Below are 24,591 nucleotides of genomic sequence, written 5' to 3'. Positions count from 1 at the left end.
CTCCCCCCGTCGGCGAGCTCCCAGGGGTATGTCCGTTCGGGGGGCCGGTTCGGTTCACCTCGGCGGCGGAGTGCTCACCGCAACGTTCCGGACACCGGCACCGATCCGGTGGCCGGAGCGGGCGCCGCGGCGCTCGCCGCCGCGGTCACCACCGGGCCGGACGCCGCCAGCAGCACCGCCACCGTCGCGCCGAGCAGCGCCCCCGCCCGCACCGGTCGTTCCCGGTCCAGCACCCGATCGGCCAGCCCGGCGGCGAGCATCGCCATCACCGGCCCGAGCAGCAGCACCGCGGCCGTCCTGGTGTCGGGGAACAGCGTCGCGGTGAGCAGCACCGCCGCGCCGGTGCCGAGCGGGGCCAGTGGGCGCCGGAAGCGCACGGTCAGCAGCACCAGGAGCGCGCCGGCGGCGATCAGGACGAGCTGTGTCGGGCTCACGTCCGGGAACACCCCGGCGCGGCCGATGAGTACCCCGCCGCCGAGCGCCGCGACGGTGGCGGCGACGAGTCCCACCGTCCACCGGCCGGCCGGGCGCAGCCGCGGTCCCAGCTGGCCGGTGCGGATGGCGTGCGCGACGAACGCCGCCAGCGCCACCGCCGCGACCGGTGTGGTCAGGACCGCGATCCCGCAGGCCAGGTAGGCACCCCGGGCCGCGGCCGGGCCCCGGCCGGCGAGCAGCGCGGCGACCAGCAACCAGAACGCCGCAGGGGCGGCCGGGTCCGCGGCCGCGTGCAGCACGACCAACGGGGGCACCGCACCGGCCAGCACGACGGCCAGGCCCACGATCGGCGCGGGCAGCCCGATCCGGCGGCCCATCGGCCACAGCAGCACCGCGGTGACCGCGCCGAGCAGCACCCCGGTGACCGGCCCGGAGGTGCCGGCGAGCGTGACCAGCGCGGCGATCTGCCGTGCACCCAGCCCCAGCGGGTCCGACGACCCGGCCACCGCGGGCAGCTGCTGCGCCCCGGCCGCGGTGAGCGCACCGATCAGCAGCACCGGCAGCAGGGTGCCGACGAGCGTCGGCAGCGCCCGGTCACCGGTGCGGTGGGTCTCGACGAGCCGGCGCAGCAGCGGCCGGCCGAGCAGCGAGAGCACCAGGCCGAGCAGCAGCGCGCCGCCGACGATCGGCAGCACCAGCAGCGCGGCGCGGACCGTGCCGAGCACCGCCTCGACCGCGACCCCGTCCCGTACCCCGGCCGCGGCGTCGTCGAGGAAACCGCGGGCTCCGCCGAGCATCTCGGGCACGACGACCGGTGCGGCCAGCAGGAACCCGCCGAGGAACAGCACCAGGAACGGGACGACGAGCGCGACCCACAGCTCGACGGTGCGGCGGACCCCCGGCCGCAGCTGGGTCAGCTTCGGGTCCGGTTTCGCGCCGGGCAGCCGGCTGCGCAGCACCGGCCCGAGATAGCTGAACAGGTCCGGGACGCCGACGATGTCGCTGAGGATGTAGTAGCCGTCGAGCCGGATCATCGGCAGGAACTGCCGGGCGGTCTCCAGGTGCAGCACCGCCAGCACGACGAGCAGCCAGTCCGTGCCGGTGACCAGCCAGGTCGCGGCGAGCCCGCCGAGCACCATCGCGTTGAAGTAGACCCCGCCCAGGTCGGTGCGCAGCCGTCCGGCCCTCGACAGCCGGTAGCTGTCGGTGACGGTGCTGTAGAAGGCCGGCCAGACCAGGTAGACGCCGAGCCCCATCGCACCGGGCCGGGCGCCGCCGTAGCGGCAGGCGGACACGTGCCCGGCCTCGTGGAAGGCCCCGGCGGCGAGGAACAGGCCGAGCACCACCAGCACCAGTGCGGGGTTCGCGACCATGTCGCCCGCCCCGCCGAGGGCGCCGGCGATCCCACCGCCGAACAGCACCGCCAGATCGAGCGCCAGCACCGCGATCAGCACCGGGACCACGACGAACGGCCGGTGCAGCCAGGTGAACATCCCGGCGATCACCCAGCTCACCGACGGCGGCACCACCGGCAGCCGGAACCGCAGCATCAGCAGGTGATCGGGACGCTGCTCCAGCCGTTCGGGCTCCTCGCCGTCCCCGGCCCCGTCGGTCTCGACCAGGCCGGCCGGGACCAGCCGCTCCCGGACGAGTGCGTCCACGTCGACCGCGGTGAGATCCTCGCCGGACTCGGCGGCGACCCGCTCGGCCAGCTCCGCCGTCCCCGAGCGGCCGTCGACGGCCGAGGCGATCCGGAAGAGCAGTTCGGACAGCTGGACGACCTGGCCGTCGCCGCGGACGACGACGTAGCGCTGCGCGGCGTAGCCCGAGCCCTGATACGGCCCCACGAGCTCGATCCCGGCGGCCGGGCGGAACGGGGCCTCGACGAGCTGGGTCGACGGGTCGAGAACCACGGTCTGCATTGCCGTCCTCTGTTCACCTGATCGCCACCGGAAATGTCTGGAACGCACCAGAGGGGCGACCCGCGGGCCGCCCCTCCGACTACCCGGAAATCATTTCACAATGATTTCCACGGATGGCTCAGCGCCAGTTCTGGAAGACCCAGGAGTCGGCGTCTCCACCGGAGCCGCCGTCGCCACCGCTGCCGCCGTCGCCACCGTCGGACGAGGCGTTGCCGCCGTCGCCGCCGGAGCCGCCCTCGGCCAGCTGGTTGGTGCTGCCACCGTCACCGATGACGCTGAAACCGCTGAGCACGGACACGTTCGTGCCGCTGCCACCGGAGCCACCGTCGGCCGACGCCGACGAGTCGCCGCCGTCGCCACCGGAGCCACCGTCGCCGCCGGACCCACCGATGACACCCAGCAGGGTCATCTGGGTACGGGCCGGGAGAAGCTCGACGTGCTCGGTGTCCAGGTGCCGGGAGATCGAGTCGCTCATATGCGGACTCCTTTTCTCGATTCGGAGTCGTGGATCGCGCTCCACGTTCTCGGGAATCGACTCGGTCGAGCCGATCTGGTTTCCATCCTGGCCGCCCCGGCGAGCGGCCCGCAATCAGAATCGGTACGTACAAATCAATGGCTCGAACCACGTAGGTTCGTTCTCGCGGTACGGAGATGACCGGATCGGCCACTGATCCCGACAGCGCCCCACAACGAGTCGGGGGCGGGCCGGGAGTCCCGGCCCGCCCCCGGGCGGTGGTGGTTGCGGCGCGCCGCTCAGCTCTCGAGCGCGGCGTCCAGGGTGATCTCGACGCCGGTGAGCGCCTTCGAGACCGGGCAGCCGGCCTTGGCCGCCTCGGCGGCCTTGCGGAAGCCGTCCTCGTCCAGCCCGGTGACCTCGGCGCGGACCTTCAGCGTGATGCCGGTCAGCTTGAAGCCGCCGTTCGCCTCGTCCGGGCCGAGCGAGACGTCCGCGGAGACGTCGAGCGACTCCGGGGTGCCGCCGGCCTGACCGATGCCTGCCGAGAGCGACATCGCGTAACAGGCCGAGTGCGCGGCCGCGATCAGCTCCTCCGGCGACGTGGCTCCGCCCGCCTCGTCGGCGGCCCGCTTCGGGAAGCTGACCTCGTAGGTGCCGGCCTTCGAGCTGCTGAGCTCGACCTGACCCGTGCCCTGCTCGAGGGTGCCGTTCCAGGCGGTGCGGGCGCTGCGGGTGGGCATGGTGCCTCCAGGCGGATCGGAATCGGTTGTACGCAACCGATCAACCCGAATCCGGCACGCTCGACTCCCGCTCCGGCGCCCGCCGCGACGAAAGGCGTCGAGCGGGCGGCGAGCGGTCGTCTCAGCGCACCTCGACCCGGTCCCCGACCTGCAGCGTGGCGAACCAGCGCTCGGCGTTCGCCCGGTCCAGCCGCACGCAGCCGGCCGACGGCGAGTCCAGGTTCCCCTCGTGGAAGGCGATGCCACCGGGGGCGAAGAACACCGCGAACGGCATCGGCGCACCGTTGAACTCGGTGCTGCGGTGGTCGCGGTTCTTCCACTCGACCTGGAACGTCCCGAGCGGGGTCTCCCGGCCCTGCCCGCCGGGCGACACCCGCACCGGCCCGGCCTCGATCCGGCCGTCCCGGATCAGCCACGCGGTGCGACCCGCCCGGTCCACGCAGGCACGCGCCTCGGTACTGCACGGCGTGCCCTCGGTCCGCCCGCCGGCCCCCTCCGCAGGAGCAGCCGGGGCCGGTGCAGCCGCGGCCGTCCCGGACGGTGCCGCCGAGGCCGTCCCGGACTGTGCGGCCGAGGCCGTCCCGGCCAGCAGCACACCGAGAGCCAGGGTCGTCACCGTGACCAGGACCGTCATCGTGCGGGACCGCCGGTGGCGACCCCCGACCTCGCGCGTCATCGCACTCCCGCTCGCCACCGTGCCCCGGCCACCGTGGCCGTCACGTGCCCGGTTGAACGACGCCGCCGCGGCCCGGTCACCACCCGAACGTTTGATCTTCACCAGGGCCACCCGTCCGGGTACCGCGGCCACGGCCCGGGACCGGCGCGGAGCCGCCCCGTACGATCCCGTACCGGCACGGGGGGCCGTTGCACCACGATCGACCGACCGTCCGCGACGCGGCCGGGCACGGGCCGTCCGACCGGCGGCGGGAACCCCAGCAGGAGGAACCGAACATGCCCGATGCCCACCAGGGCGGCACCGGCGACCGCACCGACCCGACCGCACCCGGCGCCGCCGCGGCGGTGGTCCTGGCAGCCGGGGCGGGCTCCCGGATGCGCTCGGCGACGCCGAAGGTGCTGCACCGGCTCGGCGGTCGCAGCATGCTGGGACACGCACTGCACGCGGTGGCCGCGGTGCCACCGGAGCATCTCGTGGTCGTCGTCGGGCACGAGCGCGAGCGGGTCACCGACGCCGTCACCGGCATCGCCGTCGAGCTCGGCCGCACCGTCACCGCCGCGGTACAGGAGAACCGGCTCGGCACCGGTGACGCGGTCCGCGCCGGGCTCACCGCGCTCCCGTCCGACCTGGCCGGGACCGTCCTGGTCACCTACGGCGACGTCCCGCTGCTCGACACCGCCACGCTCACCGCGCTGGTCGGCGAGCACGAGCGGGCCGGGGCCGCGGTCACACTGCTGACCTGCGACCCGGACGACCCCACCGGGTACGGCCGGATCGTGCGCGACGACTCCGACCCGGCCCGGCCGGTGACCGCCATCGTCGAGCACGCCGACGCCACCGCGGCCCAGCGCGCGATCAGCGAGGTCAATTCGGGCGTCTACGCCTTCGACGCGGAGTTCCTGCGGGCCGGGATCGGCGGCCTCGCCGCCCACAACTCCCAGCAGGAGCTGTACCTGACCGACCTGGTCGGCGCCGCCGTCGAGGCCGGGCGGCCGGTGCACGCGGTGCGCTGCGCCGACGAGTGGCTGCTGCGCGGGGTGAACGACCGGGTGCAGCTCGCCGAGCTGCGCGCCGAGCTGAACCGCCGGGTGCTGCGGCGGTGGATGGTCGACGGCGTGACCGTCGTCGACCCGGCCACCACCTGGGTGGATGTCCAGGTGCATCTGGGCACCGACGTCGTCCTGCACCCGGGGACCCAGCTGTACGACACCTGCACGGTGGGCGACGGCGCCGAGATCGGGCCGGACAGCACGCTCACCGCCTGCGCCGTCGGGCCGGGCGCGACCGTCGTCCGCACGCACGGCTCGGACGCCGAGATCGGCGCCGACGCCTCGGTCGGGCCGTTCGCCTACCTGCGACCGGGCGCCCGGCTCGGGCCCCGCGGCAAGATCGGCACGTTCGTCGAGGTCAAGAACGCCGACATCGGCGCGGGCAGCAAGGTGCCGCACCTGACCTACGTCGGCGACGCCTCGATCGGCGAGATGAGCAACATCGGCGCCTCATCGGTGTTCGTCAACTACGACGGCGTCCGCAAGCAGCGGACGACGATCGGCTCGCACGTGCGGACCGGCTCGGACACCATGTTCATCGCTCCGGTCACCGTCGGGGACGGCGCCTACACCGGCGCCGGGACCGTGCTGCGCTCGGACGTACCGCCGGGGGCGCTCGCGGTGTCGGGTGGGACACAGCGCACCATCGAGGGGTGGGTGCCCCGCAAGCGCCCGGGGACACCGGCCGCCGAGGCGGCCGAGCGGGCGGGGGCGCATCGGGCCACGCACCAGGACGACAGCGACGTCCGGACCGGTGACACCGACAACGGTGACACCGGGAACAGAGACCTCAGCCGAGGAGGCACCGCACGGTGAGCGCGATCGCAGGAACCCCGAAGAAGAACATGATGCTCTTCTCCGGACGGGCGCACCCCGAGCTGGCCGAGCACGTGGCCAAGGAGCTCGACGTCACGGTCACACCGCAGTCGGCCTACTCCTTCGCCAACGGCGAGATCTTCTGCCGTTTCGAGGAGTCCGTCCGCGGCAGTGACGCGTTCGTGATCCAGGCGCACTCCGCCCCGATCAACGACGCGATCATGGAGCAGCTGATCATGGTCGACGCGCTCAAGCGCGGCTCGGCCAAGCGGATCACCGCCGTCATGCCGTTCTGGGGCTACGCCCGCCAGGACAAGAAGCACCGCGGCCGCGAGCCCATCTCGGCCCGCCTGGTCGCGGACATGTTCAAGACCGCAGGAGCCGACCGGATCCTCACCGTGGACCTGCACACCTCGCAGATCCAGGGCTTCTTCGACGGCCCGGTGGACCACCTGTTCGCGCTGCCGGTGCTGTCCCGGCACATCAAGGACACCCGGCCGGACGCCAACTTCGCCGTCGTCTCCCCGGACTCGGGCCGGGTGCGGCTGGCCGAGCGCTGGGCGGAGACCCTGGGCGGGACACCACTGGCGTTCATCCACAAGACGCGTGATCCGCGCAAGCCCAACGAGGCCGTCGCCAACCGGGTGGTCGGTGACATCGAGGGCCGCTGCTGCGTGGTCATCGACGACATGATCGACACCGGTGGCACCGTGGCGAAGGCGGTCGACGTGCTGCTCAAGGAGGGCGCCACCGAGGTGCTGGTCGCCGCCACGCACGGCGTGCTCTCCGGCCCGGCCACCGAGCGGCTGGCGAACTGCGGCGCGTCCGAGGTGATCTTCACCGACTCGCTGCCGATCCCGGACGAGAAGCGCTTCGACGCGATGACTGTGCTGCCGATCGCCCCGCTGCTGGCCGAGGCGATCCACCAGGTCTTCGAGGACGGCTCGGTGACCAGCCTGTTCGACGGCAACGCCTGAAGTCCCCACGCACCGGCGGACGGCGCCCCACCGGTTCGGTGGGGCGCCGTTTCGTCGCTCCGCGCCCGCCCGCCATTCGCACCGTTCGCGGCGTTGCGGGTGGGGGCCTCAGGGTGTAGTAGGGCCGTGTCGTAGACTTCCGGCATCTCCGCGGCGAGGGCGGGTGCACGCTGACCCGCCGTGATCGACGTGGGCCGATCCCGGTCGGCTCCTCGCCGCGCGCACGCCTTCCAGAGCGCAGAACGCAGCAAGAACCGAGGAGCAGTCCCGTGGCCCAGACCCGCATTCCCGCCGAGAACCGGACCGAGTTCGGCAAGGGCGCCGCCCGCCGCACCCGCCGGGCCGGCAAGATCCCCGCCGTCCTCTACGGGCACGGCACCGACCCGGTGCACCTGTCGCTGCCGTCGCTGGAGTTCGCCGCCGTCGTCCGCGAGCAGGGCCGCAACGCCGTGCTCGAGCTCGACGTCGACGGCAACACCCCGCAGCTCGCCCTGACCAAGACCGTGGTCGTGCACCCGCTGCGCCCCTACATCGAGCACGTCGACCTGCTCGTCATCAAGCGTGGCGAGAAGGTCGAGGTCGAGCTCGACGTCGTCGTCACCGGCGACGCCGCCCCCGGCTCGCTGGTCACCCAGGACCTGAACACCGTCCTGGTCGAGGCCGACGTGCTGAACATCCCGGAGAACATCGAGATCTCCGTGGAGGACGCCGAGATCGGCACCCAGTACTTCGCGAAGGACCTCCGCCTGCCGAACGGCGTCGAGCTCCGGACCGACGAGGAGTACCTGGTCGTGCAGGTCGTCCCGGCCCCGACCGAGGAAGACCTCGAGGCCGAGATCGACACCGAGGGTGCCGGCGTCGTCGAGGAGCCGTCCGACGAGGAGGAGGCCGCCGCCGAGGCCGCCGAGGGCTCCGACGACAGCTCCGAGGGCTCCGCCGAGTCCTCCGACGACGCCAAGTGAGCCCCGTGCCGGGGCCCGCGCTGGTCGTCGGGCTCGGTAACCCGGGCCCGGACTACGCCGGGACCCGGCACAACGTCGGTACCCGCGTCGCCGCACTGCTGGCGGCGCGGGCCGGCGCCGGCCGGTTCTCGGTCCACAAGCGGACGAACTCCGATGTGGCCCAGGGCCGGCTGTCCGGCCGCCCGGTGACCCTGGCCGTCCCGAGGACCTACATGAACCTCTCGGGCGGTCCGGTCGCCGGGCTGGTGCAGTACTTCTCGATCCCGCCGACCGAGGTGATCGTCGTCCACGACGAGCTGGATCTCGAGTTCGGCGTGATCCGGCTCAAGCGCGGCGGCGGCGAGGGCGGGCACAACGGCCTGCGCTCGATCAGCCGCTCCCTGGGCACGAAGGACTACCTGCGCATCCGGTTCGGCATCGGGCGCCCGCCCGGCAGGCAGGACCCGGCCGACTACGTGCTGAAGCGCTTCTCCGGTACCGAGAACAAGGAGCTCGATCTCGGGATCGATCTGGCCGCCGACGCCGCCGAGGCGCTGCTGGCCGACGGGCTGGAGCCGGCGCAGAACCGCTTCCACCCGCTGTCCGGCTGATCGCGGGCTGCCGGGGCGGTCGTCGCGCGGGCCCCGGACCTGGTACGCGAGCCGGTTCTCCGCCCCTGCGGGTACCCTGAGGTCATGGCAGGTGTAGTGACGGCGACGACGCTGGCCAAGGCCGTCGCCGACCATCTGCGCACCCTGATCCATCAGGGCAAGGTCGGCCCCGGCGAGCGGCTGCCCCCGGAGCGGGAGCTCGCCGAGCAGCTGGGCGTGGCGCGGATCAGCCTCCGGGAGGCGATCAGACAGCTGCGGGCCGAGGGCTACGTCGACGTACGGCGCGGCGCGACCGGCGGCACCTACGTGACCGAGCTGCACCAGCCGGCCGCCGCGTGGCGGGCCCGGATGCGGACCCAGGACGGCGAGATCGACGACATCCTCGACTTCCGCATCGCTCTGGAGACCGAGACCGCCGTACTGGCCGCCCGGCGGCACCAGCCGGACGACCTGGTCGCCCTGCAGGAGGCGATCGACGCGCTGCGCGCTGTCGACGGCCGGGCGACGTTCCGGCACGCCGACTCGCAGTTCCACCTCGGCCTCGCGCGGGCCGCCCGCAGCGACCGGCTGGCCGAGGCGATCCAGTCCTCGCGCGGGGATCTGTTCAGTCCGCACGACCTGCTCCCGTTCGCCGAACCGGTCCGGGAGACCATCGCCGATCACCGGCAGATCCTCGACGCGGTCGCCGCCCGGGATGCGGACCGCGCCGCGCGCACCATGCGCGAGCACCTCGACCACACCCGGGCCCAGCTCCGCGCCATCGTCTTCGGCTCCGACAGCCCGGACTCGGTACTGCCCACCGACGAGTCGGCGGGGCGGGCACCGGCCGCGAACTGAGCCGGCGGGGCAGCCGCCCGGGGCGCCGCTGCCGCCCCGGACGGTGCCCGCACCCGCTCAGCTGCGGGCCTCGGTCTCCCTGCTCTCCTCCACCGTCAGCGCCTCGGCGTCGTCGAGCATCAGCCCCGGGCGGGGGAACAGCCGCAGCACCAGCCCGGTCACCGCACCGGTCACCATGCCGATCACGATCGCGCCGGCGATCGCCGCCCACTGGCCCGCCGGGGCGTCCGCCACCAGGAACGCGGCCAGCGCACCGAGCAGACCGGGGACGCCGTGCAGGTTGTGCACGCCCATCGTGTCGAGCTGCCCGGTCCGGCGGGTCAGCCAGTCGTTGAGGTACAGGAACGACAGGGTCGACACGATCCCGCCGGCGGCACCGATCAGCCAGGCCTGCCACGGCGTGGCGAGATCGACCGTCGCGCCGATCGCCACCCCGCCCGCGAGGAGCGCGTAGGTGTACGCCAGCGGGTCGATCCGCCGGCGCAGCACGTACATCAGCAGGTAGGCGCACAGCGCGGACGCCATCAACGCCAAATAGCAGTTGATCATGGCCGGGATGATCTGGTCCGGCGGCAGCAGCGCCGTCACGAACGACGGCCAGAGCACGAACAGCAGCAGGCTCGCCAGCCACACGAACGAGACACTGTGCGTGGTGGTGCGCATCGGTTCCCGGAGGATCGCACTGTTGCGCAGGGCGAGGATCACGCCCCAGCCCCAGTAGGCCGCGAACATGTGGACCAGGATCGACCCACCTGCGTCGAGCACCCCGTCGAGGTAGGAGAACATGAACCACTCGTTGAGCATGTAGCCGGGGACGAACAGCACCGCCGCCACCAGGAACAGGCTCGTCGAGATGTGCCCCAGGAACACCCCGATCGCGATGACGAGCGTGATCGAGGCGAAGACCCCGAGGATCACCGCCTCGATGTCGAGCGGGTTCCCCAGCAGGGTGTGCCCGATCAGGTAGAGCGGCCAGCTGACCGAGAGCACGAGGAGGGTCGCCAGGCAGACCCCCCACTCGTAGCGGCGGATGAACAACATCAGGAACGCCACCAGCATCAGCATCAGGAAGATGTCCTGACCCCGGTGGAACTGGAACAGCGTGGCCTCCAGGCTGCCGTCCTCCGCGGCCGAGGCGACCCCGCCACCGAGCACCGAGGCCAGCACCGCGATGGCGACCACCACGAGCACACGACGCATCGTCACGATCGGTCCTCCCTCCGTACGTCGTCCCGCCGCGGTCACGGGAACTGCAGGTAGCGGTCGACCTCGTGCTGAGCCACCACGTCGTTCACGGCGTGGAACTCGTCGCGCTTGAGGCGCGCGTAGTAGTCCACGAAGTCCTCGACCTCGCCGGGAGCGTCCGCGCGGTCCACCGGCACCGTCCCGAACGCCGACCGGAGCACGTCGTCCTTCTCCAGGTAGTGGACCGCCTCCAGCAGGCTGCCGGGCAGCAGCCCCAGACCGCGCTCCCGGAGCTGGCGCGGCGAGTACTCGTAGAGGTTCGCGGTGTTCGGTTCACCGACCTGCAGGTTGCGCTCGATACCGTCGAGACCCGCCGCCAGCGCCGCCGCGAACCCCAGGTACGGGCTTCCGGAGAAGTCCGGTGTGCGGTCCTCGATCGCACCCGGCCGAGCGATCCGCAGCATCTGGGTACGGTTGTTCCCCCCGTAGGCCATGGCCACCGGGACCCAGGTGCGGATCGCGTCGGTCCCGGCCTTCATCCGCTTGTAGCTGTTGACCGTGGGAGCCACCATCGCGGCGTAACCGCGGGCGTGGTCGAGGATCCCGGCGGCGAACCGGTAGCCGAGCTGCGACAGCCCCAGCGGGTCCTGCGGGTCCTCGAACAGGTTGGTCTCGGTCTCCGGGTCCCAGAGGCTCATCGTGTAGTGGAACCCGTTCCCGGTGTTGTCGGTGAACGGCTTCGGCATGAACGTGGCGATCATGTCGTGCTGCTGTGCGACGGTCTCGACCATGTAGCGGAAGAAGACCGCACGATCGGCGGTCTCCAGGGCGTCGGCGAAGGTCACGTTGCACTCGAACTGGCCGTTCGCGTCCTCGTGGTCGACCGCGTAGTTCTCCCAGCCGAGCCCGGTCACGTACCGCGACAGCTGGGTCACGAAGTCGTACTGCCTGGTCAGGCCCTTGACGTCGTAGCAGGGCTTCGGCCACGTGTCGTGGCGGTCGGCGACGACCAGCTTCCCGTTCTCGTCGTGATCGACGAGCATGAACTCCGCCTCGAACCCGATCCGGAACTCGTAGCCGAGCTCCGCGGCCCGGGCGATCTGCCGGCGCAGGATGCTGCGGGGGCAGTAGGGCCAGCTCCCGCCGTCGACCCGGGCGTCGCCGATGAGATGGGCCAGCCCCGGGCGCCACGGCACGATCCGCAGCGTCGCCGGATCCGGGATCAGCTCGATGTCGGGGCTGTGCGGGCCCTGCCCGATCTCCCCCGCGGCGTACCCGGCGAACCCGACGCCGGCACCGAACAGGGTGTCGAGCTGGGACACGGGCACCAGCTTCGCGCTGGACTTCCCGCGGACCTCGCTGAAGGAGGCGAAGATGAACTCGATGTCGTTGTCCTCGACGACCCGTCGGACCTCTTCGAGGGACTCGGTCTTGTCGGCCACGGCTGGTTTCCGTTCTGTCGGCACGGACGACATACGGGTGCCGCACCCTCCGCCGCCGGCCGGGGCGCCCGCTGCTGCGCCGCCCCGGGACCCGGACCTCGAAGGGAGGACCACCGGTACATCATTGGACCTAGTGAAAGACCATTCAGGGTGAAGCTAGCCACGGCCCGAGATCGGTGTCAAGGATCACAGCGGCATCGGCCACGACCGACCCACCGTCACCCTGTGTGATCGACCTCCGGCTCCGACCGGATGCCGGGTACCGCCCGGCCACCCGGGCCGGACGTTCCGTGGGCTCGCGCGGCGGGCAGCCCCGGCATCGTCGCCGGGCCGCACGCCCCGCAGCACCCGGGCTGCCGGCGAGGCCGCCCGGGCGCGGTCGGGAAGCGGTCACCTACCGGTCCCCACCGCCGCGGCATCGGTCAGCTGTGCGGCGAGGACGGTGTTGCGCAGCAGCATCGCAATGGTCATCGGCCCCACACCGCCCGGAACCGGCGTGATCGCCGACGCCGTGCGCGCGACGGCCTCGGTGTCGACGTCGCCGCACAGACCGGACTCGAGGCGGTGCATCCCCACATCGATGACCACCGCGCCCGGCTTCACCGCATCGGCGCCGATCATCCGTGGCACTCCCGCCGCCGCGACGATCACGTCGGCCCGCCGGGTCATCGCGGCCACATCCCGGGTCCGGGAGTGACAGACCGTGACCGTCGCGTTGCGTTCCATCAGCATCTGGGCCTGTGGCTGGCCGACCAGCAGTGACCGCCCCACGACCACCGCGTCCGCGCCTTCGAGCTGGACGCCCGCCCGGTCCAGGAGGTGGATCACCCCGGACGGGGTGCACGGACGCAGGCCGGCGGTGCCGAGTGCCAGCTTCCCGGCACTGCGTTCGGTCAGGCCGTCGACGTCCTTCTCCGGGGGGATGCGGGCGAGCAGCGCGGTGGCATCGAGGTGGCGCGGCAGCGGGAGCTGCAGCAGGATCCCGGTCACCTCCGGGTCCTCCGCGAGCTCGTCGAGCACCGCCGCGAGCTCGACCTGCTCCACGTCGGCAGGCAGGTGGCGGTGCAGATCGCGGATGCCGACCGCCGTGGACTGCTTGCGTTTGTTCGCGACGTAGATCGCCGAGGCGGGATCGTCGCCGACCAGCAACGTGGCCAGGCCCGGGCTCGCCGGCAGTTCGGCGACCTGCCGGGCGACCTCGGCCCGGAGCTCGGCCGCTGCGGCCTTCCCGTCGATGAGCGTGGCGTTCACGGGGATCTCCTTCGTCGTTGCCGTTCCGGTGCCGGGGCATGGGCCGGCGAGCGGGCGGCCGGGGCACCACGGCTCGCCCGCTCCTCGGGTCACTGCTCGGTCGCTGCGCTGTCGCCGGGCGCCGTCAGCGCGGCCCCCGGCCGTCGGCGACCGTGCCGGGTCCGGTGTCGAATCCGGTGACGTCCAGACCGAACTCCGCGCCCGCGTCGACGAGCTGGTCGAACAGGAACTGCCCCGACGACCGCTCGCAGTGCAACAGGTAGGACACCGCGCCGTCCCGGTCGTCACGGACCAGATCGGTCACGATCCGGGCGACCGAGGTGCGCAACGCCGAGCCGTCCGGGGTGGCGTCGTCGCCGAGGTCGATACCGGTGACCTTGGCCAGTACCTGCCGGGCGGCGCTGCCGTGCAGCCGCACCAGCGCCCGGCCGTGCGTGATGTCCACGACCGACACGAACTCGCCGGTGTCCGAGAGCAGCTTCTCCAGCGCGACCACCAGCCCGCCACCGGTTCCCACCGGCCCCAGGACGAGCCACTCCCCCGGCCCGGCACCGACCACCAGCACCGGGCCCTGGTCCGGGATCTCGGTCCGGATGATCCGGCCGAACGGCACGCCCAGCCGGGACCGCACCGACCCCGCGAACGGTCCGCGGACGACGACCTTCGCCAGCGGGGACTCGTCGCGCAGGGTCAGCTCGGCGGCGGCGGCCCGGGCGCTGATCTCCCACCCGTGCCGGACGTGGCCGTCGACGACCGCGATCGGGCTACGGGCCACCGGCGTGCTCGGCCGGCCCGTCGTTGCTGGGACACTCCGTGGCTCAGGCATCCTGGCGCTTCCCCTCCGGATCGACGTGGACGGTGTCGGTGACCTCGGCACTGATGTCGCGGCCGTCCGGCAGCCGGATCGTCACCACGGTGCCGATCCCGGCGAGACCGCGGTCGATCTGGGCGAGCCCGATCGACCGTTCCAGCGTCGGCGAGCGCCGCGACGAGGTGACGCGGCCTGCGATGGTGCCGTCGCGGTGCAGGATCTGGCTGGCCTCCGGCGGGACGATCGCGCCGTCGGTCGGACGCAGGCCGACCAGCGCCGGACCGTCGCCGCGCTCGTGCTGCCACTGCAGCTCCGGCTTGCCGATGAAGTCGTCCTTGTCCAGCTTGACCAGGCCACCGAGCCCGGCGCTGTAGGCCTGGGTGAGGCCGTCGGTGTCCTGCCCGACGATGAAGTGCCCCTTCTCCAGGCGCAGCACCCGCTGGGCCTCGACGCCGAACGGGGTCACGCCCAGGTCGGCGCCGGCGTCCATCAGCTCCTGCCAGACGTGCAGGCCGTAGGCCGCCGGGACGTGGACCTCGTACGACAGCTCACCGGTGAAACCGATCCGCCACAGCACGCAGTCCTCGACACCGGCGACGGTGCCCCGCCGGACCTGCATGTATCCGAACGCGTCCTTCGACAGGTCGACGTCGGTGCAGAGCCTGCCGAGCAGCTCGCGCGAGCGGGGCCCCGCGATGTTGATGCTCGCGTAGGAGGTCGTCACCGGGGTGACGTGCACCTGCCACTGCGGGTGCGCGGTCTGCAGCCAGTTCTCCACCCACTCCCACACCGACGCCGCCCCCGAGGAGGTGGTGGACATCAGGTAGTGGTCCTCGCCCAGTCTGCCGGTGACGCCGTCGTCGAACACGATGCCGTCCTCGGCGCACATCACGCCGTAGCGGACCTTGCCGACCGGCAGCTTCGACCACTTGTTGACGTAGAGCAGGTTGAGCAGCTTCGGCACATCCGGACCGCGCAGGTCCAGCTTCCCGATCGGGGTCACGTCGATGATCCCGACGGCCGAGCGCACCGCGCGGACCTCGGCCTCCGGGTCCCCGTAGTGCTCGGGCCGGATCCACTGGCCTGCCACCAGTGGCTGTGCGCCGTGCCGCTCGTGCCAGGACTGCATCGGCGAGTGGCGCACCGGTTCCGCCGGGCGTCCGGCCAGTGCGCCCAGGGTGACCGGCGCGTACATCGGGCGCCACGTCGTCGTCCCGGTCTCGGCGATGGTGCGGCCGGTCGCCTCGGCGAGGATCGCCACCGTGTTGACCGTCTCCAGCTTGCCCTGCGTCGGTCCCATCGTGACCGTGGTGTAGCGCTTGAGCAGCTCGACCGAGTCGTAGCCCTCCTTGATCGCGGTGGTGAGGTCCTTCGCGCCGACGTCCTCGCAGAGGTCGACGAACCCGCCGGTGCCACTCGCGAACAGCGCCGGGTGCTCGTCGGCAGGCAGGTCCGGCACCGGGTGCACCGGGCCGGGGTCGGCAGCGGTGATCCCGGCTCCCGGCGCGGCGGTGAACCGGCCGCGCGCGGCGATCGCCCGCCGGGCCGCCTCGGCACCGACGATCCCGCCGTGCTCGACGTGCTGCTCGGTGCTGCCGTCGCCGAGGATGCCGCCGGTCACGAGCAGCTCGTCGGGCAGGGCGGCCGGATCCGGCCGGAACCGGGCCGAGCGCGGGTCGTAGACCGGGTTGTGGCCGGACTGGTTGATCAGCGAGGTGGGCGCCGTCCATCCGGTGGCCGTGACCAGCAGATCGGACTCGATCCGCCGGCCGTCGGCGAGCTCGACCGCGGACAGCCCGCCCCGGCCGTGAGCCCGGACCACCCGTCCGCCTGACCGGGCGTCGACGATCTCGGCGATCTCGACGCCCGCCGCGGCGAGGTCCGCGGCCGCGGCGTCGCCGTCGGCATTGGCGGTGAACACCACCGCCCGCGAACCCGGCCGGACCCCGTAGAGGTTGATCAGACGGCGGGCCGCGCCGGAGAGCATCACCCCGGGCAGGTCGTTGCCGCCGAAGACGTACGGCCGCTCGACCAGGCCGCCGGCCACCACCAGGGTCTTCGCCCTGGCCTTCACCAGCCGCTCGTGATGGCCCGGGGCGCTGCGCTCGACGATCGGGATCCAGTTGTCGTCGTAGCGCGCCAGCGCCACCGCGTCGGTGAGCACCTCGATCGACGGCTCGGCGGCGACCCGGGCCACGAGCTCGCGCAGCAGGGCGCGCTGTGCGGGGTCGCTGCTCCACCGCAGGTGCCCGCCCAGTGCGTGCTGCTCGTCGACGAGCAGCACCTGCGCACCGCCGCGGGCCGCGGCGACGGCCGCGGACAGTCCCGCCGGTCCGCCGCCCACGACGAGCACGTCCGGATGGGCGTAGCGCTTGTCGAACCGGTCGTGCGCGGTGTCCGGCGAGATCTCACCGGCGTGCACGAACCGGCGCAGGACCTTCTCGTAGGTGGGCCAGAGCGCCTCGGGCTTGATGAAGGTCTTGTAGTAGAAGCCGGTGGCCAGGAAGCGTCCGGCCAGGCCGTTGACGGCCTTGACGTCGAACTTCAGCGACGGCCAGGTGTTCTGCGACCGGACGTCGAGGCCTTCGAGCACCTTGCGGTGCGCGCCGCGCACGTTGGGTTCGTCGGCGACCTGGAACGACGTGCCCGGATCGAGCCAGTCGGCGGTCAGCAGGCCGCGCGGGCGGTGGTACTTGTAGCTGCGCGAGAAGACCCGCTCGCCGGCCGCCGCCAGCGCCGAGACGATCGTGTCGCCGGGGTACGCGCTGTAGGGCCTGCCGTTCCAGCGGAAGCGCAGCGTGCGGCTGCGGTCGATCTCCTCGGACTCCCGGTGCGGGAGCCGATGGGTCTGCGGGGGCGGGTCCGTGCGGCCGGCCCGGCGCCCGATCCGTGGGACGGTCATGTCGATGCCTCCCCGGCGCGGACCTCGTTGGTCCCGGTGTGCCGCTGCACGGCGAAATACCGGCGGCACCCGGCCGAGTGGTACCAGTTCTCGGTGTCCCACCCGAGCGGGTTCTTCTGGAGGTGGAGGTAGCGGCGCCACCGCTCCGGGGAGGTCGTCCCGGGGTCCGGCCGTTCGACGGCTCGTCCCCCGTACCGGAACTCTGTGACGTTGCGCGGACCGCACCACGGGCACGGCAGCAGCATCATGGCATTGCGTCCTTCCACTGCCGGTGCCCCTCCGGGCCGGCAGGATCGGTCGTCGGGTCGTTGCGCTCCGGGTGCCTAGTGGCCGACGGCGGCCGCGCCCTTCTCCCCCACCAGCCGGCCGTCGGCGAAGCGGTCCAGGCCGAACGGGGCGATGATCTCCGGGACCCGCCCGGTGGCGATGTTCTCGGCCATCGCCTCACCGGACACCGGACCCGCCTTGAACCCGTAGGTGCCCCAGCCGACATCGACGTAGAACCCCTCGACCGGGGTCGGTCCCATGATCGGCGAGTAGTCGGGGGTCATGTCGCACAGACCGGCCCACTGACGGAGCAATCGCATCTTCGACAGCGCAGGCATGAGCTCCAGCACGTGCCCGGCCACCCCTTCGGTGAACTCCAGCGAGCCGCGGATCGAGTACGAGGCGAACGGGTCCACCGAGGCCCCGAACACCAGCTCACCGCGGTCGGTCTGGCTGCAGTAGACGTGCAGCGTGCCGGAGACGACCACGGTGTCGAGGAACGGCTTGACCGGCTCGGTGACCGCGGCCTGCAGCGGGAACGTCTGGACCGGCATGTCGACACCGGCCATGTCCGAGATCAGGGTCGACCATCCGGCGGTGCAGTTCACGACGATCGGCGCCGAGATCGACCCACGGTTGGTCCGCACCCCGCTCACCCGGCCACCGTCGACGTCGATCCCGAGGACCTCGGTCTTCTGGTGGATGTGCACGCCGTGCGCATCGGCGGCCCTGGCGTACCCCCACACCACGGCGTCGTGCCGGATGATCCCGCCCGGCGGGTGGTACAGCGCGCCCAGGATCGGATAGCGGGTCTGGGCGGAGGTGTCCAGGTAGGGGACGAGCTCGGACACCTTGTCCGGGCCGATGACCTCGGAATCGACCTTCTGGACCTTGTTCACCTCGGCCCGCCAGCGCATGGTGCGCAGCGACGAGTCGTTGTGCGCCAGCGTCAGGTGCCCCCGCTGGGAGAACATGACGTTGAAGTTGAGATCGGCCGCGAGGTGCTCGTAGAGCGTGACCGACCGGTCGTAGAACCGGACGCCCTCGGGGGTCAGGTAGTTCGACCGGAGGATCGCGGTGTTGCGGCCGGAACCGCCGCTGCCGATGTAGGCCTTGTCGAGCACGGCGACGTTGCGGATGCCGTGGTTCGCGGCGAGGTAGTACGCCGTGGCGAGGCCGTGCACACCGCCACCGATGATCACCACGTCATAGGAGCTGCGCAGGTCGTGGTGGTGCCAGGCCCGCGGCCACTCGTCGTTCGACAGGCCCTGCCGGAACAGGCGCCACGCGGAGTAGTCGCGCAACCGATCGGGGCGCCGGCCGTTGCCGCCGGACGCCGTCCGGCCGTTGCTGGAGCTGGACATGGATTCCTTCCTGCGGTGCGGCCGCACCGGATGGTCGCGCTGCCGGGACCGCGCGGTCAGGCCTGGGTGAGGTACCGGTTGATCTCCCAGTCGGAGACGACGGAGTGGTACTCGTCGAATTCGTCCTGCTTGATCCGGGCGAAGTAGTCGATGAAGTCACCGCCCCGCGTCTTCCCCAGCGCGGCCCGCAGCACGTCGTCCTCGACGAGCTCCTCCACCGCGCGTTCGAGGGTCTTGGGCAGCTGCGCGATCCCGCGCGACCGGACCTCCTCCGGGGAGAGCGCGAAGAGGTTGTCGTCGGTGGCGGGGCCGGGGTCCAGCCGGCGGTCGATCCCGTCGAGCCCGGCCGCCAGCAGCGCCACCGTCGCCAGGTACGGGTTCGCCGAGCCGTCGACGCCCCGGTGCTCGATCCGGCCGCCCTCGGGCACCCGCAGCAGCAGGGTCCGGTTGTTCCCGCCGTGCGCCACGTACGCCGGCGCCCAGCTCGCTCCGGACGACGTCGTGGCGACCCCGATCCGCTTGTAGGAGTTGACGGTCGGGCAGATCAGCGCGGCCGACGAGCGACCGTGCGCCAGCAGCCCCGCGAGGTAGTGCCTGCCCAGCTCCGACAGGCCGGCACCGCCGCCGTCGTCGGCGAACAGCGGCTGGTCGTCGGCGTCCCAGAGGCTCTGGTGCAGGTGCAGCCCGTTGCCGGTCACGTCGCGGAAGGGCTTCGGCATGAAGGTGGCGATCATGCCCGCGTCGTGCGCGAGCATGTGGGTCATGTAGCGGAAGAAGATCGCCCGGTCCGCGGTCCGGAGCGCGTCCGCGTAGTGCCAGTTGTTCTCGAACTGGCCGGTGCCGTCCTCGTGGTCGTTCGCGTAGTTGCCCCACCCGAGGTCGTTGAGGTTGCGCGAGACGGCGCGCAGGTGATCCCACATCCGGGTGAGGCCCTTCACCTCGTAGCAGGGCTTGTGCGAGGTGTCGTGCGGATCGGCGAACTCCAGGCTCCCGTCGGCGGCGCGCCGCAGCAGCGAGTACTCCAGCTCGATCCCGGTCTTCAGCGTCCAGCCGCGCTCCTGCGCGAGCTCGTCGAGCAGCCGGCGCAGGATCACCCGGGGTGCGTAGGGCCAGGGCTCCCCCTCGACGTAGGGATCGCAGTGCAGCACCGCGAGCCCCGGCTTCCAGGGCAGCGGCGTGTAGCTGGACAGATCGGGGACCGCCGAGATGTCCGGATCGGCCGGTGACTGGCCGAGATCACCGGCGGCGTAGCCCGCGAAACCCGCGCCGCCGTCGACGAGCTGGTCGTAGGCCTCGATCGGCACCGCCTTCGCACAGGGTTTGCCGTGCAGGTCGACGAACATCGCAAGGAAGAACTCGATGCCGTCCTGCTCGGCTCGGCGGCGAAGCGCGTCGCGCGGGTCTGCCATCGGGGTGGATCTCCTCGTCTCGGTACGCGCCGGCCGTCGGGAGACGGCCGTACTGCCATCGGGTTCGGAGGGCCGCCTGCCGGCCCGGTGGGCGGCGGCTCAGCGGCTCTTCCCGGTCAGGTCGCTGCGATGGACGCGCAGGTCACGCCGCGTCGGATGGATCACCACCCAGTCAAGGTGTTGTCTTAGTACCTTTGGAGAGGCAACACCGCCCGGCGCGGGATGTCAACCCCGTCACACCCCCGTCACGAGCCGGCGACACGGGCGTCTCACAGCACCGGGGATCGGGGTTGACTTCCCGTGCGGCCGATGCTTGCCTCTCCAAAGGTACTAAAGCAACACCTTCGGGCCGTCAGGTCCTGGACGGGCACCGGAACGACCGGGCCGCCGGATGCTCCGGCCGTCGCCACGCAGCAGCCGTTACGAGGGGCAGATCAGCATGGAAGACTCCGCGACGACCGTCGCGCCGTTGCCGGACGGGGTCCGGGACGGTTCGCCCGTGGGCCGCAGCTCCACCGCCGACGTCGGCCGCCTCCTGATGTCCTGCCAGGACGGACCCGGCATCGTCGCCGCGGCGACCTCGTTCCTGCACGCCAGGGGCGCCAACATCGCGCAGTCCGACCAGGACACCACCGACGCCGAGGGCGGGTCGTTCTTCCAGCGGATCGAGTTCCACCTCCCCGGGCTGATCGAGCGGCTGCCCGTACTCGAGCGCGAGTTCGCCGACGAGGTGGCCGCCCGGTTCGGCATGTCGTTCGAGATCCGGACCGCGGAGATCCCCAAACGGGTGGCGCTGTTCGTCTCCAAGGTCGACCACTGCCTGCTGGACCTGATCTGGCGGTGGCGCCGGGGCGAGCTGCCGATCGACATCGTGCAGGTCGTCTCGAACCATCCCGACCTGCACGACGACGTCGCCGCGTTCGACATCCCGTTCACCCACATCCCGGTGACCCGCGAGACCAAGGCCGCCGCCGAGGACGAGCAGCTCGCGCTGCTGGACGGCCGGGTCGATCTCGTCGTCCTCGCCCGCTACATGCAGATCCTCAGCGGGGACTTCCTGAAGCGGCTGGGGGTTCCGGCGATCAACATCCACCACTCGTTCCTCCCCGCGTTCGCCGGGGCGAGCCCGTACGTCCAGGCCAAGCACCGGGGGGTCAAGCTGGTCGGTGCGACGGCGCACTACGTCACCGAGGATCTCGACGAGGGGCCCATCATCGAGCAGGACGTCGCCCGGGTCTCGCACCGTCTGACGGCCCGCGAGATCTCCCGGCGGGGCGCGGACATCGAGCGGATCGTGCTGGCGCGGGCCGTCGCGTGGCACTGCGACGACAGGGTATTGCTGCACGGGAACACCACGATCGTCTTCTGACCACGTACGAGGGCAGCGCGTCCCGGACGCGTTCCCACCGACCCTCCGGGCCGCGCACCGGCACCGGAGCGAGTGCGGCACCGACCGCCGAGAATGGAGGTCCACATGTGCGGGATCATCGGTCTGCACCTCCGGGACCCCGACCTGTATCCCCGGTTGGGTCAGCTCCTGGACACGATGCTGGCCGGCGCGGTCGAACGCGGGCCGGATGCGGCCGGTATCGCCGTCTACGGCGACCGGGAGCGCGTGCCGGAGGGCCACTCCGCGGTGTCGGTGCTCGGCGCCCCGGACGACCCGGCGGCCGCGCTCGGGCAGCTGCTTCCCGCGGTGACCGCGAGCCGGGCCGGGGCGACGACCGTCATCACCGCCGCCGTCGATCCCGAGGCGCTCGCCGCCGCGGTCCGGTCCGTCGCCCCGGAGGCGAAGGTCGTCGGGATCGGCAGCGAGCTCGTCGTCTACAAGGACATCGGCAACCCGCGCGAGCTCGCCGAGACCTACGATCTCGCCTCCGCCCACGGCTGGCAGGGGCTCGCGCACACCCGGATGGCCACCGAGTCCGCCATCACCCCCGAGGGCAGCCACCCCTTCTCGGTCGGCCGCGACCTCTGCCTGGTGCACAACGGCTCGTTCTCCAACCACGCGACGATCCGGCGCGCACTGCGCCACGAGGGGATCGAGTTCGACTCGGAGAACGACACCGAGGTGGCCGCCCGCTTCGTCGCCGCCTGCCTGGCCGACGGTGACGACCTGGAGAAGGCGCTGCACCGGCTGGGCCAGGAGTTCGACGGCTTCTACACGCTCCTGGTCACCACCGCCGACGGGTTCGCCGTCGTCCGCGACGAGATCGCCTGCAAGCCGGCGATCGTGGCCGAGCATCCGCGCTGGGTCGCGATGGCCTCGGAGTTCCGTTCCCTGGCCGAGCTGCCCGGGATCTCGCAGGCGCGGGTCTTCGAGCCCGACCCCGGAAAGGTGTACGCATGGCAGCGCTGAGCAACCACCCGGATGACACCGCATCGCCTCAGGACAGCGCCCGCGACGGCGCCGGGGTGCACACGGTGGACCTCACCACCGCGACGGTGCGCACGCTGAACGCCGAGCTGCACGCCCCCACGGCGCGCCGCTACCGGGTGCTGTCCCCCCGCGGCGCGCATGCCGTCGCGGTCGGTGTCGACGACGAGCTCGACATCCACGTCGAGGGCGACGTCGGCTACTACTGCGGCGGGATGAACCAGGGCGGCACCATCGTCGTCGACGGCAGCGCCGGCCCCGGCCTGGCCGAGAACATGATGTCCGGGACGGTCCGGGTCCGCGGGGACGCCTCCCAGTCGGCCGGGGCGACCGCCCGCGGCGGGCTGCTGGTGGTCGAGGGCACCGCGTCCATGCGGTGCGGCATCTCGATGAAGGGCGTCGACATCGTCGTCGGCGGCGACGTCGGCCCGATGAGCGCGTTCATGGCCCAGGCCGGCCGGCTCGTCGTCTGCGGCGACGCCGGGGACGGTCTCGGGGACTCCATCTACGAGGCGCGCCTCTACGTCCGAGGGAAGGTCGGGGCGCTCGGTGCCGACTGCATCGAGAAGGAGATCCGCGACGAGCACCGGTCCGAGCTCGCCGAGCTGCTCACCGCGGCCGGCATGACCGATCTCGCCGGGGATCCGGCCGCGCTGGCGGAGTTCCGCCGGTTCGGCTCGGCCCGCAGGCTGTACCACTTCACCAGCGAGCGCTCGGGGAGCTACTGATGAGCACATCCGACGGTCGCGGGCTCCGCGAGTCCGCGACCTTCGACCGCGCCACGATCGCCGCGATCCAGCACGCGGCGGAGACCGGGGTCTACGACATCCGGGGCTGGGGGGCCAAGCGTCCCCTGCCGCACTTCGACGACCTACTGTTCCTCGGCGCCTCGATGTCCCGCTATCCGCTGGAGGGCTATCGCGAGCGCTGCGACACCGACGTGGTGCTCGGTGACCGGCACGCCGAGCGGCCACTGCACCTGTCCACCCCGGTGACCATCGCCGGGATGAGCTTCGGCGCGCTGTCCGCGCAGGCCAAGGAGTCCCTGGGTCGCGGGGCCAGCGAGGTCGGCACCTCCACCACCACCGGCGACGGCGGCATGACCGACGAGGAGCGCGGCCACTCCAAGACCCTCGTCTACCAGGTGCTGCCCAGCCGCTACGGGATGAACCCCGACCATCTGCGGGCCGCCGACGCCATCGAGGTCGTGCTCGGCCAGGGCGCCAAGCCCGGCGGCGGGGGGATGCTGCTCGGGCAGAAGATCTCCGACCGGGTGGCCGGCATGCGCACCCTGCCGCCCGGCATCGACCAGCGCAGCGCCTGCCGGCACCCGGACTGGACCGGACCCGACGATCTCGCCATCAAGATCCTCGAGCTGCGCGAGATCACCGACTGGCAGAAGCCGATCTACGTCAAGGTCGGGGCCACCCGCACCTACTACGACGTCAAGCTGGCCGTCGCGGCCGGGGCGGACGTCGTCGTCGTCGACGGGATGCAGGGCGGCACCGCCGCCACCCAGGAGGTCTTCATCGAGCACGTGGGGATCCCGATCCTCGCGGCGATCCCGCAGGCGGTGCAGGCGCTGTCCGAGCTCGGACTGCACCGCAAGGTGCAGCTCGTCGTCTCCGGCGGGATCCGGACCGGCGCCGACGTCGCCAAGGCGATGGCGCTCGGCGCCGACGCCGTCGCGATCGGGACGGCCGCGTTGATCGCGCTGGGCGACAACGACCCCCGCTGGGCGAAGGAGTACGAGAGCATCGGCTCGGCGGCCGGCTTCTACGACGACTTCCAGGACGGGCGGGACCCGGCGGGGATCACCACCCAGGATCCGGAACTCGCCGCGCGTCTCGATCCGCTGCAGGGTGGCCGGCGGATCGCGAACTACCTGCGGGTGCTCACGCTGGAGGCGCAGACCATCGCCCGCGCCTGCGGGAAGGGGCATCTGCTGCACCTGGAGCCCGAGGACCTGGTGTCGCTGACCATCGAGGCCGCGGCGATGGCCCGGGTCCCGCTCGCCGGGACCAGCTGGATCCCGGGGCGGACGCCACTCTGAGCGGGCCGGCCCCGCCCCGGCGATCCCGGCCAGGCGGGGCCGATCCCGGCCGGGCGGGCCGGGTGGGCC

The 24,591-nt window shown here is 72.2% G+C and carries 21 protein-coding genes; 9 read left to right on the top strand and 12 right to left on the bottom strand.

Going from position 1 to position 24,591, the window contains the following annotated elements:
- Positions 1-74: 74 nt before the first annotated feature.
- From Pdca_RS35320 to Pdca_RS04885, 4 genes are all read right to left on the bottom strand, one after another.
- On the bottom strand, positions 75-2,357 hold the full coding sequence (locus Pdca_RS35320) for a hypothetical protein (protein WP_158092255.1): 2,283 nt from the start codon (positions 2,355-2,357) through the stop codon (positions 75-77).
- Positions 2,358-2,475: 118 nt separating this feature from the next.
- Positions 2,476-2,832 (bottom strand): hypothetical protein, encoded by a 357-nt coding sequence (locus Pdca_RS04895; protein ID WP_085914714.1) that lies wholly within the window; start codon positions 2,830-2,832, stop codon positions 2,476-2,478.
- A gap of 278 nt (positions 2,833-3,110) precedes the next feature.
- Positions 3,111-3,554 carry an OsmC family peroxiredoxin gene (locus Pdca_RS04890; protein WP_085914715.1) on the bottom strand — a complete coding sequence of 148 codons (444 nt, stop codon included), beginning with the start codon at positions 3,552-3,554 and terminating at the stop codon, positions 3,111-3,113.
- 121 nt (positions 3,555-3,675) lie between these two features.
- Positions 3,676-4,332: a L,D-transpeptidase gene (locus Pdca_RS04885; protein ID WP_232021419.1), complete on the bottom strand. Its 657-nt coding sequence runs from the start codon at positions 4,330-4,332 to the stop codon at positions 3,676-3,678.
- A 173-nt stretch (positions 4,333-4,505) separates the two neighbouring features.
- Here Pdca_RS04885 and glmU point away from each other — a divergent pair, with 173 nt between their 5' ends.
- The 5 genes from glmU (at position 4,506) to Pdca_RS04860 (ending at position 9,461) form a co-directional block, all read left to right on the top strand.
- On the top strand, positions 4,506-6,095 hold the full coding sequence (gene glmU, locus Pdca_RS04880) for a bifunctional UDP-N-acetylglucosamine diphosphorylase/glucosamine-1-phosphate N-acetyltransferase GlmU (protein WP_085914764.1): 1,590 nt from the start codon (positions 4,506-4,508) through the stop codon (positions 6,093-6,095).
- Positions 6,092-7,072, top strand: a complete 981-nt coding sequence (locus tag Pdca_RS04875) for a ribose-phosphate diphosphokinase (protein WP_085914716.1) — start codon at positions 6,092-6,094, stop codon at positions 7,070-7,072. Before glmU ends, Pdca_RS04875 begins: the two co-directional genes overlap by 4 nt.
- Positions 7,073-7,341: 269 nt before the next feature.
- Entirely contained in the window at positions 7,342-8,034 is a 693-nt protein-coding gene (locus Pdca_RS04870) for a 50S ribosomal protein L25/general stress protein Ctc (RefSeq protein WP_085914717.1), read from the top strand.
- Positions 8,031-8,624, top strand: a complete 594-nt coding sequence (gene pth / locus Pdca_RS04865) for an aminoacyl-tRNA hydrolase (RefSeq protein ID WP_085914718.1) — start codon at positions 8,031-8,033, stop codon at positions 8,622-8,624. Before Pdca_RS04870 ends, pth begins: the two co-directional genes overlap by 4 nt.
- An 84-nt stretch (positions 8,625-8,708) precedes the next feature.
- Positions 8,709-9,461: a FadR/GntR family transcriptional regulator gene (locus Pdca_RS04860; RefSeq protein ID WP_085914719.1), complete on the top strand. Its 753-nt coding sequence runs from the start codon at positions 8,709-8,711 to the stop codon at positions 9,459-9,461.
- A gap of 57 nt (positions 9,462-9,518) precedes the next feature.
- On the opposite strand, the gene Pdca_RS04855 is transcribed toward Pdca_RS04860, so the two are convergent.
- From Pdca_RS04855 to glnT (Pdca_RS04820), 8 genes are all read right to left on the bottom strand, one after another.
- On the bottom strand, positions 9,519-10,661 hold the full coding sequence (locus tag Pdca_RS04855; RefSeq protein ID WP_085914765.1) for an ammonium transporter family protein: 1,143 nt from the start codon (positions 10,659-10,661) through the stop codon (positions 9,519-9,521).
- 41 nt (positions 10,662-10,702) lie between these two features.
- Entirely contained in the window at positions 10,703-12,088 is a 1,386-nt protein-coding gene (gene glnT, locus Pdca_RS04850; RefSeq protein WP_232021418.1) for a type III glutamate--ammonia ligase, read from the bottom strand.
- A gap of 390 nt (positions 12,089-12,478) precedes the next feature.
- Positions 12,479-13,339 carry a bifunctional methylenetetrahydrofolate dehydrogenase/methenyltetrahydrofolate cyclohydrolase FolD gene (gene folD / locus Pdca_RS04845; protein WP_085914721.1) on the bottom strand — a complete coding sequence of 287 codons (861 nt, stop codon included), beginning with the start codon at positions 13,337-13,339 and terminating at the stop codon, positions 12,479-12,481.
- Positions 13,340-13,463: 124 nt separating this feature from the next.
- Complete coding sequence (locus Pdca_RS04840; RefSeq protein WP_158092256.1) at positions 13,464-14,114, bottom strand: sarcosine oxidase subunit gamma; 651 nt, start codon at positions 14,112-14,114, stop codon at positions 13,464-13,466.
- Between the two features lie 43 nt (positions 14,115-14,157).
- Positions 14,158-17,052, bottom strand: coding sequence for a 2Fe-2S iron-sulfur cluster-binding protein (locus Pdca_RS04835; protein WP_085914723.1), 2,895 nt, complete (start codon positions 17,050-17,052; stop codon positions 14,158-14,160).
- Positions 17,049-17,300: a sarcosine oxidase subunit delta gene (locus Pdca_RS04830; RefSeq protein WP_085914724.1), complete on the bottom strand. Its 252-nt coding sequence runs from the start codon at positions 17,298-17,300 to the stop codon at positions 17,049-17,051. Before Pdca_RS04830 ends, Pdca_RS04835 begins: the two co-directional genes overlap by 4 nt.
- 75 nt (positions 17,301-17,375) lie before the next feature.
- Positions 17,376-18,683 carry an FAD-dependent oxidoreductase gene (locus Pdca_RS04825; protein ID WP_085914725.1) on the bottom strand — a complete coding sequence of 436 codons (1,308 nt, stop codon included), beginning with the start codon at positions 18,681-18,683 and terminating at the stop codon, positions 17,376-17,378.
- Positions 18,684-18,739: 56 nt separating this feature from the next.
- Positions 18,740-20,092 carry a type III glutamate--ammonia ligase gene (gene glnT, locus Pdca_RS04820; protein ID WP_085914726.1) on the bottom strand — a complete coding sequence of 451 codons (1,353 nt, stop codon included), beginning with the start codon at positions 20,090-20,092 and terminating at the stop codon, positions 18,740-18,742.
- 439 nt (positions 20,093-20,531) lie between these two features.
- On the opposite strand from glnT (Pdca_RS04820), the gene purU reads away from it, so the two are divergent.
- The 4 genes from purU (at position 20,532) to Pdca_RS04800 (ending at position 24,522) form a co-directional block, all read left to right on the top strand.
- On the top strand, positions 20,532-21,461 hold the full coding sequence (gene purU / locus Pdca_RS04815) for a formyltetrahydrofolate deformylase (RefSeq protein ID WP_085914766.1): 930 nt from the start codon (positions 20,532-20,534) through the stop codon (positions 21,459-21,461).
- Positions 21,462-21,566: 105 nt separating this feature from the next.
- A complete protein-coding gene (locus Pdca_RS04810) occupies positions 21,567-22,451 on the top strand; it encodes a class II glutamine amidotransferase domain-containing protein (protein ID WP_085914767.1) in 885 nt (294 codons plus the stop codon).
- Positions 22,439-23,197 carry a glutamate synthase gene (locus tag Pdca_RS04805; protein ID WP_085914727.1) on the top strand — a complete coding sequence of 253 codons (759 nt, stop codon included), beginning with the start codon at positions 22,439-22,441 and terminating at the stop codon, positions 23,195-23,197. Before Pdca_RS04810 ends, Pdca_RS04805 begins: the two co-directional genes overlap by 13 nt.
- The gene (locus Pdca_RS04800; RefSeq protein WP_166665899.1) at positions 23,197-24,522 is read left to right on the top strand and encodes an FMN-binding glutamate synthase family protein; all 1,326 of its coding nucleotides are present in this window, start codon (positions 23,197-23,199) and stop codon (positions 24,520-24,522) included. The genes Pdca_RS04805 and Pdca_RS04800 overlap by 1 nt, the downstream gene beginning before the upstream one ends.
- Positions 24,523-24,591 lie beyond the last annotated feature (69 nt).

Origin of the sequence: Pseudonocardia autotrophica, assembly GCF_003945385.1 — a bacterium.
Lineage (GTDB): Bacteria > Actinomycetota > Actinomycetes > Mycobacteriales > Pseudonocardiaceae > Pseudonocardia > Pseudonocardia autotrophica.
This window is presented reverse-complemented; position numbering and strand designations above follow the sequence as displayed.

Coding starts and splice junctions, on each gene's coding strand:
- Pdca_RS35320 (WP_158092255.1), bottom strand. CDS start 2,357: ATGCAGACCGTGGTTCTCGACCCGTCGACCCAGCTCGTCGAGGCCCCG.
- Pdca_RS04895 (WP_085914714.1), bottom strand. CDS start 2,832: ATGAGCGACTCGATCTCCCGGCACCTGGACACCGAGCACGTCGAGCTT.
- Pdca_RS04890 (WP_085914715.1), bottom strand. CDS start 3,554: ATGCCCACCCGCAGCGCCCGCACCGCCTGGAACGGCACCCTCGAGCAG.
- glmU (WP_085914764.1), top strand. CDS start 4,506: ATGCCCGATGCCCACCAGGGCGGCACCGGCGACCGCACCGACCCGACC.
- Pdca_RS04860 (WP_085914719.1), top strand. CDS start 8,709: ATGGCAGGTGTAGTGACGGCGACGACGCTGGCCAAGGCCGTCGCCGAC.
- Pdca_RS04855 (WP_085914765.1), bottom strand. CDS start 10,661: ATGCGTCGTGTGCTCGTGGTGGTCGCCATCGCGGTGCTGGCCTCGGTG.
- Pdca_RS04835 (WP_085914723.1), bottom strand. CDS start 17,052: ATGACCGTCCCACGGATCGGGCGCCGGGCCGGCCGCACGGACCCGCCC.
- Pdca_RS04830 (WP_085914724.1), bottom strand. CDS start 17,300: ATGATGCTGCTGCCGTGCCCGTGGTGCGGTCCGCGCAACGTCACAGAG.
- Pdca_RS04825 (WP_085914725.1), bottom strand. CDS start 18,683: ATGTCCAGCTCCAGCAACGGCCGGACGGCGTCCGGCGGCAACGGCCGG.
- glnT (WP_085914726.1), bottom strand. CDS start 20,092: ATGGCAGACCCGCGCGACGCGCTTCGCCGCCGAGCCGAGCAGGACGGC.
- purU (WP_085914766.1), top strand. CDS start 20,532: ATGGAAGACTCCGCGACGACCGTCGCGCCGTTGCCGGACGGGGTCCGG.
- Pdca_RS04810 (WP_085914767.1), top strand. CDS start 21,567: ATGTGCGGGATCATCGGTCTGCACCTCCGGGACCCCGACCTGTATCCC.
- Pdca_RS04805 (WP_085914727.1), top strand. CDS start 22,439: ATGGCAGCGCTGAGCAACCACCCGGATGACACCGCATCGCCTCAGGAC.
- Pdca_RS04800 (WP_166665899.1), top strand. CDS start 23,197: ATGAGCACATCCGACGGTCGCGGGCTCCGCGAGTCCGCGACCTTCGAC.